The 13,982-nt window shown below is 70.2% G+C and carries 14 protein-coding genes; 7 read left to right on the plus strand and 7 right to left on the minus strand.

Annotated features, from left to right (window positions below; translation table 11 throughout):
• Nucleotides 1-12: 12 nt before the first annotated feature.
• Genes N8A90_RS16865 through N8A90_RS16885 form a run of 5 tightly spaced genes read left to right on the plus strand, consistent with a single transcriptional unit; the run spans nt 13 to nt 4,175 of the window.
• Nucleotides 13-1,245, plus strand: coding sequence for a lyase family protein (locus tag N8A90_RS16865; protein ID WP_262076128.1), 1,233 nt, complete (start codon nt 13-15; stop codon nt 1,243-1,245).
• The gene (locus tag N8A90_RS16870) at nt 1,242-1,664 is read left to right on the plus strand and encodes a carboxymuconolactone decarboxylase family protein (protein ID WP_262076129.1); all 423 of its coding nucleotides are present in this window, start codon (nt 1,242-1,244) and stop codon (nt 1,662-1,664) included. The genes N8A90_RS16865 and N8A90_RS16870 overlap by 4 nt, the downstream gene beginning before the upstream one ends.
• On the plus strand, nt 1,661-2,884 hold the full coding sequence (locus N8A90_RS16875; protein WP_262076130.1) for an MFS transporter: 1,224 nt from the start codon (nt 1,661-1,663) through the stop codon (nt 2,882-2,884). The genes N8A90_RS16870 and N8A90_RS16875 overlap by 4 nt, the downstream gene beginning before the upstream one ends.
• The gene (locus N8A90_RS16880; RefSeq protein ID WP_262076131.1) at nt 2,881-3,645 is read left to right on the plus strand and encodes an alpha/beta fold hydrolase; all 765 of its coding nucleotides are present in this window, start codon (nt 2,881-2,883) and stop codon (nt 3,643-3,645) included. The genes N8A90_RS16875 and N8A90_RS16880 overlap by 4 nt, the downstream gene beginning before the upstream one ends.
• A 17-nt stretch (nt 3,646-3,662) precedes the next feature.
• The gene (locus tag N8A90_RS16885) at nt 3,663-4,175 is read left to right on the plus strand and encodes a nucleoside deaminase (RefSeq protein ID WP_262076132.1); all 513 of its coding nucleotides are present in this window, start codon (nt 3,663-3,665) and stop codon (nt 4,173-4,175) included.
• A gap of 18 nt (nt 4,176-4,193) precedes the next feature.
• Here N8A90_RS16885 and N8A90_RS16890 read toward each other — a convergent pair whose 3' ends face one another.
• A complete protein-coding gene (locus N8A90_RS16890; RefSeq protein ID WP_262076133.1) occupies nt 4,194-4,496 on the minus strand; it encodes an HNH endonuclease in 303 nt (100 codons plus the stop codon).
• A 105-nt stretch (nt 4,497-4,601) separates the two neighbouring features.
• On the opposite strand from N8A90_RS16890, the gene N8A90_RS16895 reads away from it, so the two are divergent.
• The gene (locus N8A90_RS16895; protein WP_262076134.1) at nt 4,602-5,615 is read left to right on the plus strand and encodes an NAD-dependent epimerase/dehydratase family protein; all 1,014 of its coding nucleotides are present in this window, start codon (nt 4,602-4,604) and stop codon (nt 5,613-5,615) included.
• Complete coding sequence (locus N8A90_RS16900) at nt 5,615-6,694, plus strand: mitochondrial fission ELM1 family protein (protein ID WP_262076135.1); 1,080 nt, start codon at nt 5,615-5,617, stop codon at nt 6,692-6,694. The genes N8A90_RS16895 and N8A90_RS16900 overlap by 1 nt, the downstream gene beginning before the upstream one ends.
• Nucleotides 6,695-6,722: 28 nt before the next feature.
• Here N8A90_RS16900 and N8A90_RS16905 read toward each other — a convergent pair whose 3' ends face one another.
• The 6 genes from N8A90_RS16905 to N8A90_RS16930 form a co-directional block, all read right to left on the minus strand.
• Complete coding sequence (locus N8A90_RS16905; RefSeq protein ID WP_262076136.1) at nt 6,723-7,604, minus strand: hypothetical protein; 882 nt, start codon at nt 7,602-7,604, stop codon at nt 6,723-6,725.
• Between the two features lie 41 nt (nt 7,605-7,645).
• Nucleotides 7,646-8,536: a hypothetical protein gene (locus N8A90_RS16910; RefSeq protein ID WP_262076137.1), complete on the minus strand. Its 891-nt coding sequence runs from the start codon at nt 8,534-8,536 to the stop codon at nt 7,646-7,648.
• Nucleotides 8,533-9,714, minus strand: a complete 1,182-nt coding sequence (gene spt, locus N8A90_RS16915; protein WP_262076138.1) for a serine palmitoyltransferase — start codon at nt 9,712-9,714, stop codon at nt 8,533-8,535. Before spt ends, N8A90_RS16910 begins: the two co-directional genes overlap by 4 nt.
• Nucleotides 9,711-9,968, minus strand: coding sequence for an acyl carrier protein (locus tag N8A90_RS16920; RefSeq protein ID WP_262076139.1), 258 nt, complete (start codon nt 9,966-9,968; stop codon nt 9,711-9,713). The genes spt and N8A90_RS16920 overlap by 4 nt, the downstream gene beginning before the upstream one ends.
• A gap of 10 nt (nt 9,969-9,978) precedes the next feature.
• Nucleotides 9,979-11,784: a fatty acyl-AMP ligase gene (locus tag N8A90_RS16925; protein ID WP_262076140.1), complete on the minus strand. Its 1,806-nt coding sequence runs from the start codon at nt 11,782-11,784 to the stop codon at nt 9,979-9,981.
• A gap of 230 nt (nt 11,785-12,014) precedes the next feature.
• A complete protein-coding gene (locus tag N8A90_RS16930) occupies nt 12,015-13,976 on the minus strand; it encodes a non-ribosomal peptide synthetase (RefSeq protein WP_262076141.1) in 1,962 nt (653 codons plus the stop codon).
• Between the last annotated feature and the right edge of the window lie 6 nt (nt 13,977-13,982).

Consider the following 13,982-nt stretch of genomic DNA (forward strand, 5'->3'; position numbering starts at 1 on the left):
GGATCTTCTGCCATGAGCATCTTCGACAGCTTCCTCTCGACCCCCGCCATGCGGGCGGTCTTCGACGGACCGTCCGTCATCGGCGCCATGCTGCGCTTCGAGGCCGAGCTCGCGCGTGCGCAGGCCGGCGTCGGCCTGATCCCCGTGCAGGCGGCCGAGGCCATTGCCGCCTGCTGCAGCCTCGACGAGGTCGACCCGGTGCAGATCGGCCTCGACAGCGGCCGCGCCGGCAGCCTGGCCATCCCGCTGGTGAAGGCGCTGAAGGACATCGTCGGCCAGCGCCATCCGGAGGCGCTGCCGCATGTGCACGTCGGCGCGACCAGTCAGGACGTGATCGACACGGCGATGGTGCTGGTGACGCGCGACGCCCTGGCGCTGCTGCTGGCCGATGTCGACGCCGCCATCGCCTCGCTGCTGCGCCATGCCGGGCAGCACGCGGCCACGTCGATGCTGGCGCGCACGCTGATGCAGCCGGCCTCGGTCACCAGCTTCGGCCTGGTGTGCGCGGGCTGGGCCGCGCCGCTGGTGCGCAGCCGCGAGCGCCTGCAGGTGGCGGCGCAAGCGGCATTGCAACTGCAACTCGGCGGCGCGGTCGGCACGCTGGCGCAGATGAAGGGGCAGGGCGCCGCGGTGCGTGCGCGCCTGGCCGCCGCGCTGCAGTTGCGCGACCCCGGCGCCACCTGGCACACCCAGCGCGACCGCTGGACGGCGCTGGGTTGCGAACTCGGTTTGCTGGCCGGCAGCCTGGGCAAGATCGCGCTCGACATCTCGCTGCTGGGCCAGTACGAGGTCGCCGAGGTCACCGAACCCGCCGAGCCCGGTCGGGGCGGCTCGTCCGCCATGCCGCACAAGCGCAACCCGGTCGCGTCGATGGTGGCGCTGGCCGCCGCGCAGCGCGCGCCGCAGCAGGTCGCCGCGTTGCTGGCTGCGATGCCGCAGCAGCACCAGCGCGCCCTCGGGCCGTGGCAGGCCGAACTGGCCGAATGGCCGCAGCTGTGGCTCACGGTGCAGGGCAGCGCCCATGCGCTGGCGGGTGCGCTGCCGGGCTTGAACGTCGATGCCGCGCGCATGCGCGCCAACATCGATCGGCTGCGCGCCGAACTGCCGGTGCAGGCCGCCGACGAATGGTTCGACCCGGCGCTCGCCGACGGCGCGGCCGAACTCGCACGCGCTCAGGCGCACGACTTGCAAGCGCGCTTCGACGCGATTCGCAACAACACATCATCCAAGGACGGTTCGCCATGAGCGACGAAAAAGCACCTCATCCCGACTACGAACGCGGCCTGCTGCAGCGCCGCCGCGTGCTGGGCGACGCCTGGGTCGACCAGTCGCTCGCCAAGCGCACCACCTTCAACGCCGAGTTCCAGGAGCTCATCACGCGCCATGCGTGGCACGACATCTGGGGCCGGCCTGCGCTGGGCGACAAGACGCGCCGCTACATGGTGCTGTCGATGATGCTCGGCACGCATGCCTACGAGGAATTCGCGATGCATGTGCGCGCCGCGCTCGACGGCCCGCCCGAGTCGCGCCTGACGCCCGAGGACATCAAGGAAGTGCTGATGATGGCGGCCATCTACTGCGGCGTGCCGGTGGCCAACCACGCCTTCGGCATCGCAACCGCGATCCTGCGCGAGAAGGGCCTGCTCGAAGAGCTGCCCAAGTGAGCGCGACGGCCGTCGCGCCATCGCCTGCGCTCTCCTTCGCGCTGCTGCTGCCGCTGCTGCTGGCGGCCCAGCCGGTCGCCACCGACAGCTACCTGCCCGCGCTGCCCGAGATCGCACGCGAACTCGGCTCGGCCAGCGCCAGCCTCACCGCCTTCGTGCTGGCCTTCGGCATCGCACAGCTCGCCTGCGGCCCGCTGGCCGACCGCTTCGGGCGTCGCCCCGTGCTGCTCACCGGCCTGGCGGTCTACGCCATCGCTGCAGGCGGCGCGATCTTCTCGCCGAGCATGGCGGTGCTGGTCGGCTTCCGTGTGCTGCAGGGCGTCGCGATGGCGGCCATCCTGGTCTGCGCGCGTGCGGCGGTGCGCGACCTGTACCCGGCGCACGAAGGCCCGCACATCATGGCGCGCGGCCTCACGGGGCTCGGTGTGGTCGCCCTGATCGCGCCGGTGATGGGCGCCTTCACCGTGCAGGAACTGGGCTGGCGCTGGGTGCTCGGCGGCATGGCCACGTACGCGGCGCTGCTGTGGGTGCTGTGCTTGCGCCGCTTCGGCGAGACGCTGCGCCAGCCCGGTGCGGGTGAGCCGGCCGCACCCCAGGGCAGCGTGCGCGAGGTGTTCGCCAGTCCGAGCTTCCGCGCCTGGGCGACGCTGGCGGCCACCACCTACAGCGGCATCTTCGCCTTCCTGCTGCTCTCGCCGATGGTCTACATCGGCTACCTCGGCCTCTCGCCGATCATGTACGGCTGGATTCCGGCCGCCGGCTCGCTGGTCTACATCGGCAGCACCACGATGTGCCGGCGCCTGCTGCGGCGCCTGGGCATCGTGCGCACGGTGCAGCTCGGTGCGACGCTGAGCCTGGCGGGCCCGCTGATCCAGGTCGCCGGCTGCGCGCTGGCGCCGCAGTCGATCGTGCCGCTGCTGCTCGGCCACGCCGTGTACTGCCTCGGCCATGGCATCCACCAGCCCTGCGGCCAGGCCGGCGCGGTGGGCGACCTGCCGCATCTTGCCGGCCGGGCCGTGTCGTGGTCCGGCTTCGGCATGATGGCGGTCGGCTTCGTCGTCGGCCAGACCGCGGCCGGCTTCGTCGACCCGCAATCGTCCAACGGCGCCTGGCCGATGGTCGTGCCGATGCTGCTGGCGGGCATGTCGCTGATGCTCATCGCTTTCTTCTGGCTGCCGCGTCTGCCGGTAGCCGCAACCCGCAAGGAGACCCTGACATGATTTCCCTGAACGTCCTGCGCGAGGGCGAAGGCCCGATCGTCGTGCTGAGCCATGCGCTCGGCTGCAACCTGCACATGTGGGACGCCGTGGCCGCGCGCCTGGCGCGCGCTCACACCGTGATCCGCTACGACCACCGCGACCACGGCGGTTCCGCCGTCGTGCCCGGCGCCTTCGCCATCGAGACGCTGGCCGACGATGCGGCTGCGCTGATCGAGCGCGAAGCGGCCGGCGAGCCGGTGCACTTCGTGGGCCTCTCGATGGGCGGCATGACGGCGCAGGCGCTGGCGGTGCGCCGCCCCGAACTGCTCAAGACCGTGGTCATCGCGAATTCCAGCGCGCACTACCCCGACGCCGCGCCGTGGACGGCGCGCGTGGCGCGGGTGCAGGCCGACGGCGTCGCCGCCGTGGCCGATGGCGCGGTCGAGCGCTGGATCACGCCGGATTGGCGCGCCACGCCCGAAGGCACGGCCGCTGCTGCGGCCCTGCGCGAGATGCTGGTGCAGACCGATGCGGCTGGCTACGTCGAGAGCTGCAAGGCGGTCGCGGGCATCGACTTCCGCACGAGCAACACGCGCATCACCGTGCCCACGCTCGTCATCGCGGGCACACAGGACCTGGCGACGCCGCTGGCCATGTCCGAGCAGATGGTGGCGCAGATTCCCGGCGCGAAGCTCGCGACCCTCGACGCGGCCCACCTGAGCGCGGTGGAGAAGCCCGACGAATTCGTCGCACTGCTGATCGACTTCTGGCGCAGCCTGTGACGGCGCAGAACACGGCCATGTTCGCCCCCGACTTACCGGCGCAGGGCCTGCGCCCCACGCAGGCGCAGATGCTCAAGCACCTGCGCCGCTCCAACGCGGTGGCGCAGCGCGCCGTCTCGCTCGGCCACCATCCCTTCGGCGCCGTGCTGGTCGGCCCCGACCAGGAGACGGTGCTGCTCGAGCAGTGCAACATCGACACGGTCAACCATGCCGAGTCGACGCTCGCGCGGGTGGCGGCGACCAATTTCACGCCCGAGTTCCTGTGGGGCTGCACGCTCTACACCGCGGTCGAGCCCTGCTGCATGTGCGCCGGCACCGCCTACTGGGCCAACATCGGCCGCGTGGTCTACGGCATGACCGAGGCGCAGCTGCTGGCCGAGACCGGCAGCCATGCCGAGAACCCGACGATGAGTGTGCCGTCGCGCTATGTCTTCGACCACTGCCAGAAGCCGGTCGAACTCATCGGACCAGTGCCGGAGATCGCCGAGGAAACCGTGGCGATGCAGCGGGCGTTCTGGGCCTCGCGCTAAAGGGCGAGCCGCTGCTGATCAGTTCGGCAGGGGTGCGTGCTTGAGCTTCTTGCAGTCCTTGCCGATGCTCTGCTTGATGAAGCGCTTGTCCTCCGGCGTGAGCCAGCGCATGTTCTCGCGCTTGTCCTGGCCGCCGGCGCAGAGTTCGACGACATAGCCCACCTGCCATCCCGGGCAGGCGCCTTCAGCCTGACCGGTGGTGGGACAGGGGTGCTCCTGGCGAAAGGCGCGCTGCTCGGCGTGGTCGCGGTGCTTGCTGCGGGCGTCGGCCAGGCCGGGCAGGGTGGCGAGCAGGAGACAGAGAAGGAGGGGCTTGGTCATGCCGAAGGCTGGGGCTGTCGGGTCGCGGTGCTCTATGCTATCCGCCTCTGCACCGAGCACGCGGACCGCGCCGCTCACGGACCGCGCCGCTCTCGGACTTTCCCCTTGCCTCCTCTCCCCGCGATGCCATTGCCGTCTCTTCTCCCTCCGACCTATGGAGAGACCGCCGCGCGTGCGCCCCTGGTCGCCGTGACCGGGGCCACGGGCTTCATCGGTCGGCATCTCATCGCCGCACTGGTGCAGGCCGGCTGGCGGGTGCGGCTGCTGTTGCGGCGCGAACCCTCCGGCGCCGAATGGCGGCAGTCGACACCCGAGGTCGTGGCCGGCTCGCTCGACAACGAGGCGGCGCTGGCGCGGCTGGTGGAGGGCGCCGACGCCGTGATCCATCTGGCCGGGCTCATCAAGGCCGCACGCCGGGCCGACTTCTTCGCCGTGAACGAACAGGGCGTCGCGCGGATCGCGCAGGCTACCCGGCGGGTGTCGCCCGGCGCGCATTTCCTGCTGGTGTCCAGCCTGGCCGCGCGCGAGCCCTTGCTCTCGGACTACGCCGCCAGCAAGCGCGCCGGCGAGGCTGCTGCGCTCGACGCCATGGGCGCGCGCACGACCGTGCTGCGCCCGCCCGCGGTCTACGGTCCGGGCGACCGCGAGACGCTGCGCTTCTTCCAGGTGGCCCACTGGCCGCGCGTGCCCTTGCTCGGCGGGCCGGACGCGCGCGCGGCGCTGATCCATGTGCGCGACGTGGCCCGGCTGATCGTCCTGCTCGCTGCGGCGACCCCGCAAGGCCGGGTGCTGGCAGCGGCCGACGGCCAGCCGGAGGGCTACCGCTGGGATGAACTGCTCGGCGCCGCCGCGCGTGCCGTCGGCAACCCATCCCCGCGCTTCGTGCAGGCGCCGCCGGGGCTGCTGCGCGGCATCGCCTGGGTGGGCGATCTGGCGCGCCTCGGCGGCTCGGCGGCCATGCTCAACTCCCAAAAGCTGCGCGAACTGCGCCATGCCGACTGGGGCGTCTCGCCGGCCGAACTCGCGCGGCCGGCGGGCTGGGCCCCGCAGTTCGACATCGATACCGGTTTTGCCGATGCGGTCGCCTGGTACCGGTCGGCCGGCTGGCTGCCGGGGTGATGGTGGCATCGCTCGATGTCGCTGCGGTCCCGATCTGGGTGCTGCTGGGCGCGCGCCATGGCGACAACCAGCAGTTGCTGGCCATCGCCGACGCGCTGGGCGTGCCGTACCGCACCGTGCCTTTGCGCTTCAACGCCGCGGCCGGGCTGCCGCCGGTGCTGCTGGGCGCCTCGCGGTGGAGCTGGCGCAGCCGGGACCCGGCAGCGCTGCAGCCGCCCTGGCCGCGTGTGGTATTGGCGGCCGGGCGCAAGAGCGTGCCCGCCGCGCGGTGGATCCGGCGCCGGTCCGGCGGGCGGACCCGGCTGGTCCACGTCAACCGCCCGTGGGCGCCGCTGTCGTGGTTCGACCTGGTCCTCACCACGCCGCAGTACGCGGTGCCGGAACGCGACAACGTGCTGAGCCATCGCCTGCCCTTCATGCTGCCGCCTTCGCCGGTCGACGTGCCGCTGCCGGTGGCGTTGCAGCCGCAGGTGGCCCGCATGCCGCGACCCTGGACGCTGGTGATGGTCGGCGGCGACAGCCGGCCCTTCGTGCTCGATGACGAAGCCGCGCAAGGGCTGGCGCGACTCGTGCAGGCGCAGGTGCAAACGCATGGCGGCAGCGCCTGGGTGCTCGGCAGCCCGCGCACGCCCGCTGCGGCCATGGAGACGCTGGCCCGGACCTTGGACGTGCCCTCGCATGTCGTCCGCTGGGGCGAAGGCGAGAACCCCTATGGCGCGCTGCGCCAGCGCGCGGACCGGATCGTCGTCACGACGGACAGTGCGTCGATGCTGACCGAGGCGCTGCTCACCGGCCGGCCGGTCGTGCCCTTCGCGTTCCCGCGCCAGCCGGACTGGCGCTGGCGCCTGGCGACGGCCTGGCGCACCGCTGCGGCGCGGCGGCCGGGCTCGCTGGTGGCGCGCAGCTTCGAGGCGCTGCAGGACCTGGGCCTGCTGTCCTCATTGCGCGATCTGGGGCTGTTGCACCGTGCGCTGGAGGAGGCCGGTGCGTTCGATGCCAGCGGGCGCGTGCTGGACATCGCGCGGCAGGAGCGCGAGGCGACGCTGGCGCGCATCCGCGCACTGATCGATCAGGCCTGACACGGCCTGATCAGGCCCGCGTGCGCATTCAGGCCGTGGCGCGGGCCGCCGCCACGCAGTCCATCGCGTCGCGGCGCACATGGCCGCGCGCGATCTCGGCGTCGAGCAGGGCGCGGTCGATCGAGCCGGCGTCCAGGCATTCGCCCAGCAGCCGGAAGAACAGCCGCTCCTGCGCCGGATCCGGATGCCGGCGGTAGTGGCCCGCGCCGCGCCCCGTGAGCTTGCGCAGCCAGATGCCCGCGCGCGACTTGAGCGTGGTGCCGCGCGGCGTGAAGTCCGAAGGCAGGCCGGTCTTCCAGGGCTGCGTGCGGCGGTGCGTGTTGTGCAGCAACTGGGTGGCGGGCGTGAGCCGGTCGAAGTCGTTCCACTCGGGCTCCAGCGCCGCGACGCTGCCGGGCGGCTCGAGCAGCAGCCACATCCAGTCGCGGTAGTCGCGTTCGCCGCGGAAAACGCGCTCGAAATCCGTTTCCCACTGCCAGTGCGTGAGGCGTGCGCAGTCCATCAGCATCACGCTCGAGGCGTAGTGCAGCGGACGACGGAAATCGCCGTCCATCTGGCGCGCCATCACGGCGGCACCGCCCATGTCACGCTCGAGCAGCGTGTTGATGTCGCCGAGCGCGAAGATGTCCGGGTCGATCAGCACCGCGCGGCCGGCATAGCCCATCTGCGCCGGCACGGCGAAGCGCAGCGGCGTGAACGACTGCAGGTCGTCGTTGCGCCACAGCACCTGCCGGCCCTCGCGCAGGTAGCGCCGGCCCTCGAAGCGCTCGAAGGCCGGGAAGTCCGTCGTGCGGAGGATGCGCACGTCGAAGCGCTCCGGGGCGGCGCTGTGCCGGACCAGCGCATGCTGCGCCACCAGGGCGCCGACGATCTGCTTGGGGTTGGTGTGGATGAAGACGGCGTTGCGCATGCCGTATTTTCGCCTCTGCGACGACCGCGTCCGACGGCGTTCTAGCTGCGCTGCCAGTAGGCCTCGTCGCGCGCGACGAGCAGGTCGCCCGCGCGGCTCTTGCCGTCGGTCTTGCGGTCGCCCTTCATGTGGTCCATGAAGCGGCCCAGGCGTGAGTTGATGAGCACGTGCGAGGCCTTCCAGCCTGCGCCTTCGGCGATGTCGTGGACTTTGGCGCCTCGCGCTTGCGCACGCTGCCGGACGACGTCGAAAATGTAGGAGTCGTGGTACTCGTACTCGGCGAACAGCAGGTCCTGCGTGTACATGGCCTCGAACTCGGCCAGCAGGCGCTGTGTTTCGGGATGCCGCAGGTTGTAGGCCACGAAGCCGCACTCGGTGTGGTTGGGGCGCCGCAGGCAGGACACGGCGCTGTCCGCCGGTGCGAGCGCGGACAGTTCGGCCAGGTCCACGTCGGCGAAGAAGCGCGTGTCGGCGTCGACCCAGATCAGCACGTCGGCGTCGGTGCGGCGTGCCGCATCGAAGATCGCGTAACTCTTGTGCGAGAAGCGCACGGCGTCCCAGCGGTAGCCGGCCTTGCGGACGCGCCACGGCAGCGGAATCGACAGCGGGCCGACACGCAGCCGCTGGCGCGGTCGCCATTTGCCGTGGGCGCGGGGATTGTTCCGGTGCCTCGCCTTGAAGGCGGCCAGCGCCGGGCTGGCGGCGACCAGATCGTGCGCCTCGATGCGCCCCGGTGCCGACGGTGGCTCGAAGCCTTCGTGGTAGAGCATCAGCGGCACCTCGTGCGCCCAGTGTTCGAGGAAGGTCTCGACCATGGTCTGCCCGTAGGTCTGGTAGCCGGCGGCGTGGCAGGTGGTGACGACCGCGAAGCGACGGTCAGGTGCGAGAGAAGGCGCAGAAGAGGACGGCAGGGACGCCGCAGCGGTGCTCATCGGCGGGCGCGTTCTAGCGCCGCGATGATCTGCCCGATGTCCTCGTCGCTGTGCGCCGCGCTCAGGCTGATGCGCACCAGGCTCAGGCCGGCGGGCGTGGCGGGCGGGATCATCAGGTTGGTGTAGATGCCGCTGTCCAGCAGCGCCTGCCACAGCGCCTGCGCCTCGGCGCGCTCGGTGAAGACCAGGGCCGCGACCGGGCCGGGCGTCGTGGTGCCCAGGCGGTAGCCGAGCTTCGTGGCCTCGGCGTAGAGCCGCTCGGCGTGCCGCCACAGGCGCTCGCGCAGGGCATGGCCGTCGAGCAGCTGACGCAGCGCCTCGCGCGTTGCCGCGATCGAGGGCGGCGACGACGACGCCGTGAAGATGTACGGGCGGCTGACCATCCGCACGTATTCGAGTTTCGCGTGGCGGCCGATGCAGAAGCCGCCGACGCCGCCCAGACTCTTGGAGAAGGTGCCGACGATGAAGTCGACGTCGTCGAGCACGCCCAGCTCCTCGGACAGCCCGAGACCGCGTTCACCGAACACGCCGAACGAATGCGCCTCGTCGACCAGCAGCCAGGCGCCGTAGCGCCGCTTGATCTCGGCGATTTCCTTGAGCGGCGCGCGGTCGCCGAGCGTGCTGTAGACGCCCTCGACGACGATCAGCGCGCGACGCGCATCGTCGCCCAGGCGTGCCAGGCGCCGGTCGAGGTTCTCGGGGTCGTTGTGCCGGAAGCGGATGGTCGTGGCATTGCTCAGCCGGCAGCCGTCGTGGATGCTGGCGTGGCTGTCGGCATCGACCAGGAGATAGTCGCCGGTGTCGGCCAGGGCGGAGAGCACGCCCAGGTTGGTCTGGTAGCCGGTCGAGAAGACGATGCAGGACGGCCAGCCGACCGCGTCGGCCAGCTCGCGCTCCAGGGCCCGGTGGCCGGCGTAGTTGCCGCTGGCCATGCGGGAGCCGGTGGAGCCGGTGCCCTGGGCTTCGATGGCCGCGATGGCGGCGGCGCGGCACGCCGCGTCGTAGGTCAGGCCCAGGTAGTTGTTGGTCCCGGCCAGGATCATGCGGCGCCCGCCGATGGTGGCGGAAGTGGCCGAGTGCACCTCGTCCATCGGTGTCGCGATCGGGGCTACGCCGCCCATCGCGGCCAGGGTGGCCTGCAACTCACGCTGCGCGCCGAACTTGTCCAGCAGGCTCACGCGGTACCGCCGCTCAGCTGGGCGATGCCGGCGCGCAGCCCGTTGATGGTGTGGGCCTGGGCCAGGGTCTCCACCGGGATCGACAGGTCCAGGCGGTCCTCGATCTCCATGACGAGGTCCATCACGCCGATCGAGTCGAGATCGGCCTCCTGCATCAGGTCGGCGTCGCCCCCCAGGCCAGCCGTGCCGGGACGGATGGCGTCGAGTGCTTCGCGGATGGCGCTTTCGATGGTCGCCAGATTCAATTCGGTCACGGGTGAAGGCTCAGTCAGGGGTCGTCAGGGCAATGTCGCGGCCGATGCTTGCGTGGTGGGTCTGGACGCGCGCGTCGTCCTTGACGAAACCGACCTGCGGTTCCTCGCCACAACGCTTGAGGAAGTCGCTGCGCGCCATGCTGCGCGAGAGTTTGCCTGAGGAGGTGCGCGGCAGGGTGTGCGGCGGCACCAGCTCGATCAGGCAATGGATGCCGAATTCGGCGTGGATCGCCTGCTTCAGGCGCACCGACAGCGACGCCAGCTTGACCGGGTCGGTTTCCCGGCACTGAACGACGAGCACCGCGGTTTCGTTCTCGTCTTCGTCCGTGACCGTGAAGGCGGAAGCATCGGTCGGCCGGACTTCGGGCTGCTGCTCGGCCAGGTATTCGAGATCCTGCGGCCAGATGTTGCGGCCCTTGATGATCATCAGGTCCTTGGCGCGGCCGGTGACGAACAGCGAACCGTCGGCGAGGTAGCCCAGGTCGCCGGTGTTGAGCCAACCGTCGTCCGACAGCACCTCGTGCGACGCCTCGGGGTTGCCGAAGTAGCCCGACATCACGCTGGGACCGCGCAGGTACACCGTGCCGCAGCGACGGTCCGGCAGCACGTTGCCGCGATCGCCGCGGACCTCGACCTCGAAGCCCGGCAGCGGCCGGCCGCAGTCGATGAAGGCCTTGCCCTTGACGGAGGCCTCGCCCTCGATCGGCGGACGCGCCTCGCCCGTGCGGGACAGCCGGTCGATGTCGATCAGGTCGCTGCGCGGACCGCTGCCCACGGGCGCGAAGCTCACGCCCAGCGCGCACTCCGCCATGCCGTAGCTGGGCAGGAAGGCGCGTTCGTCGAACCCGGCCGGCGCGAGGATCTCGGCCACCTGGCGCAGGGACTCGGGGTGGATCATCTCGGCGCCTACGCCGGCGATGCGCCAGCAGGACAGGTCGAGCGCCTCGATATCCGCCGGACGCAGGCGGCGAGCGCACAGCGTGTAGCCGAAGGGCGGGCTGTACGAGATGGTGCAGCGGTTGCGCGAAATCAGCTTGAGCCACAGGCGCGGGCGCATCGCGAACTCGCGAGTGGGCAGGTAGTCGACCGAACGCTGCGTCGCCATGCAGCCCAGCACGATGCCGACCAGCCCCATGTCGTGGTAGTGCGGCAGCCAGGAGCAGAAGCGATCGTCCGCCGTGAGCGCGAAGCCATGGTTGAAGATGGCGCTGAGGTTGGCCATGACCGCGGCCTGCGTGATCATGGTGCCGCGCGGGAAGCGCGTGCTGCCCGAGGTGTACTGCAGGTAGGCGAGGTCCGTGGACACGGGGGGCGGCGGCACGTCGGCCTGGGCATCCAGTGCCAGGAAGTCGCCGAGGGTGCCGGACAGCGTGAGCGGCAAGCCTTCGCTGGCTTCGTTCAGGAAGCCGACGAACTCGGAAGGGGCGAAGGCGGCGACGGCCTGGCAGTCGCGCATCAGCTGGCGCAGGTGGCGCACGTAGGCCTCGCGGCCGCCCAGGTGCACGGCCGCGGGCAGCGGCACCGGCACCAGCCCGGCGTACTGGCACGCATAGAACATCACGGCGAAGTCGGGATGCGTATGGGCGACCAGGGCCAGCCGCTGACCGCGGCCGAGCGGCGCCAGGCGACGCGACATCTCGAGGGCGCGGCGACGCAGTTCGCGGTAGGGCAGGACGGCCGAGAGCTTGTCGCGTCCGTCGTAGTAGTTGAAGCCGGTCTCGCCGGTCGCGGCGTAGTCCAGGGCTTCGATCAGGGTGGTGAAAACCGCGCTGCGCAGCGGAACGCCGCTGGCCGTCGGTGTCGTACCGAGGAGCATTGCTTCCGTCACCGTGCACCCTCCCGCTTTTCGTGCTCCTGAACTCTCGGGAGAACGCTAGAACACAACATATTGGGCATGCACGGCTTCACTCTAAAACTTGGACGGTACTGTACCGTACTGTACGGTTTGGGGCATCCGCCAGCTGCGTGCCCCATGGAAGAAATTCAAGGTCTGCGGGATTGAGAAATCTGCAAACGTCAAACTGTCATAAATGGTATGCACAGTGATCAGGTCTGGGTTTCGTCCAGAAGTTTCGCCAGCTGCTCCAGCGTCGGGTAATCGAAAAGATCCGTGACCTCGATGCGTTGGGGGAATTCACGCTCGATCGCTTCATGGATGCGCGCCAGGGTGAGCGATTTGAGGTTGATTTCCAGCAGGTTGGTTTGGACCGTGATCTGCTGGTCTGGAATCAAAGGCCCGCAGATCTCCTTGAGGCGCAGGGCCGTGGACTTCGGCCCATTCCTGGCAGGCTGTGTCGCGGTATCCGCTGACAGACACCCTGACAGTTCGGTCAGTATTGTAGCGAATTCGCCTTTTTTGAAGGCATGGGCCAAAGCGTACCTCTGCAGCTTGCCACTGGTCGTCTTCGGGATCGCGTCCACCGGGACGACATCCTTGAGTTCCAGGTCGGTCTGTTGACCGATGACACGCCGCAGGGCGTGAACCTTCGGCACGAAATCCCCCAGGCTTCCCCGGTGTATCACGAAGAGCGTGACCGACTCGGTGTCGTCGTCGGCAGCGCGTACCCCCACGGCGGCCACCCGGTTGGGCTCGACCCCCGGAACCTGCTGTGCAATCAGCTCCAGATCGGCCGGGTAGTAGTTCTGGCCGTTGACGATGATCAGGTCCTTGGCCCGTCCGGTGATGACGAGTTGTCCGTCGATGTTCAGCCCCAGATCGCCGGTATCGAGCCATCCCTCGGACGATCTCGACGCCGCTGTGCCGGCCGGGTCGCCGAAATAGCCGCTGGACACGTTGTCGCCCCGGATCTGCACATGGCCGACGATCCGCTCGCCGAGTTCCGCGCCCGTGTCGTCGGCGATACGGACCGCGCAGCCCGGCACGGCGCGGCCCAGCTTCACGTATTCGGCCGCGTGGGCCGATCCATGCGGAACGACCTGGACCGGTGCGCCGATGCGCAGGGCGGTGCGATCGAGGTCCACCGTTTCGAGGGCCCTCGATGGTGGCGGAAAGCTGACGGCCAGGCTGGCTTCGGCCAGCCCGTACACCGGAAACATCGCGTTCGGCTTCAGCCCATGCGGCGCGAGCGCGGTGGTGAACCGCCGGCACAGTTCGGCCGAGATGGGTTCGGCGCCATTGAAGACCAAGCGCACGGCCGCGAGGTCCAGCCCCTGAGGCGGCTTCAGCGCGAACTGCCGCAGGTAGTGCTGGTAGCCGAAATTCGGCGAGCAGAGCACCGTGGCCCGGCGCTGGCTGGCCTGCTCCAGCCAGAGCAGGGGCCGCCGGGCGAACAGATCGGTGCGCATGATCGCGTGGCTGGCGCCGCAGGCCAGCATGTTCAGATGGAAGCCGATCAGCCCCATGTCGTGCGACAGCGGCATCCAACTGAGTGCCACGTCGCGATCGGAGAAGGTGCCGGCCTCGATGATCGACGCGATGTTGGCGCACAGGTTGCGATGCGTCAGCAGCACGCCCTTGGGTTCGCCGGTGGAGCCGGAGGAATACTGGATGAACGCCAGGTCGTCCGGGCGCGGCGGGAGGGGCCGGCCCGGTTCGCCGCCGATGTCCAGGCTGCCCGGAATCAGGGCGCGGGCACGCAGCGCCGCAGCGTCCTGTGCGAGCCCCTGGGCCGCGGCGTAGCTGTCCAGACGTTCCAGCGACGGGGTGTCGATGTAGACCGATGCCTTCGGGCCGAGCTGCGCGAACACACGCAGCAGCTTTTGGCGGTGCGCATCGGTGGCGCCGGGGGCCAGCGGCACGGGGACGATGCCGCCGAGCACGCAGGCCCAGAACATCTCCAGGAAGCGCTCGTTGTCGCCCAGGCACAGGATCACGGTGTCGCCGGGGGCGATCGACTGGCGCTGGAGCGCGCCGAGCACGGCGAGCGCACGCTGGCGCAGCCGCTGGAAGCTCAGCACGCGCTGCTCCTTGTCGCCCTCGATGAGCGTGATCTGGCGGTCCTCGCGGGCGGTGGCGGGAAGGATGGCGTGGAGGGTGTCCAATGGCATGAAGGG

This window comes from Variovorax sp. N23, assembly GCF_025486315.1.
In the GTDB taxonomy this organism is placed as follows: Bacteria; Pseudomonadota; Gammaproteobacteria; order Burkholderiales; family Burkholderiaceae_C; genus Variovorax.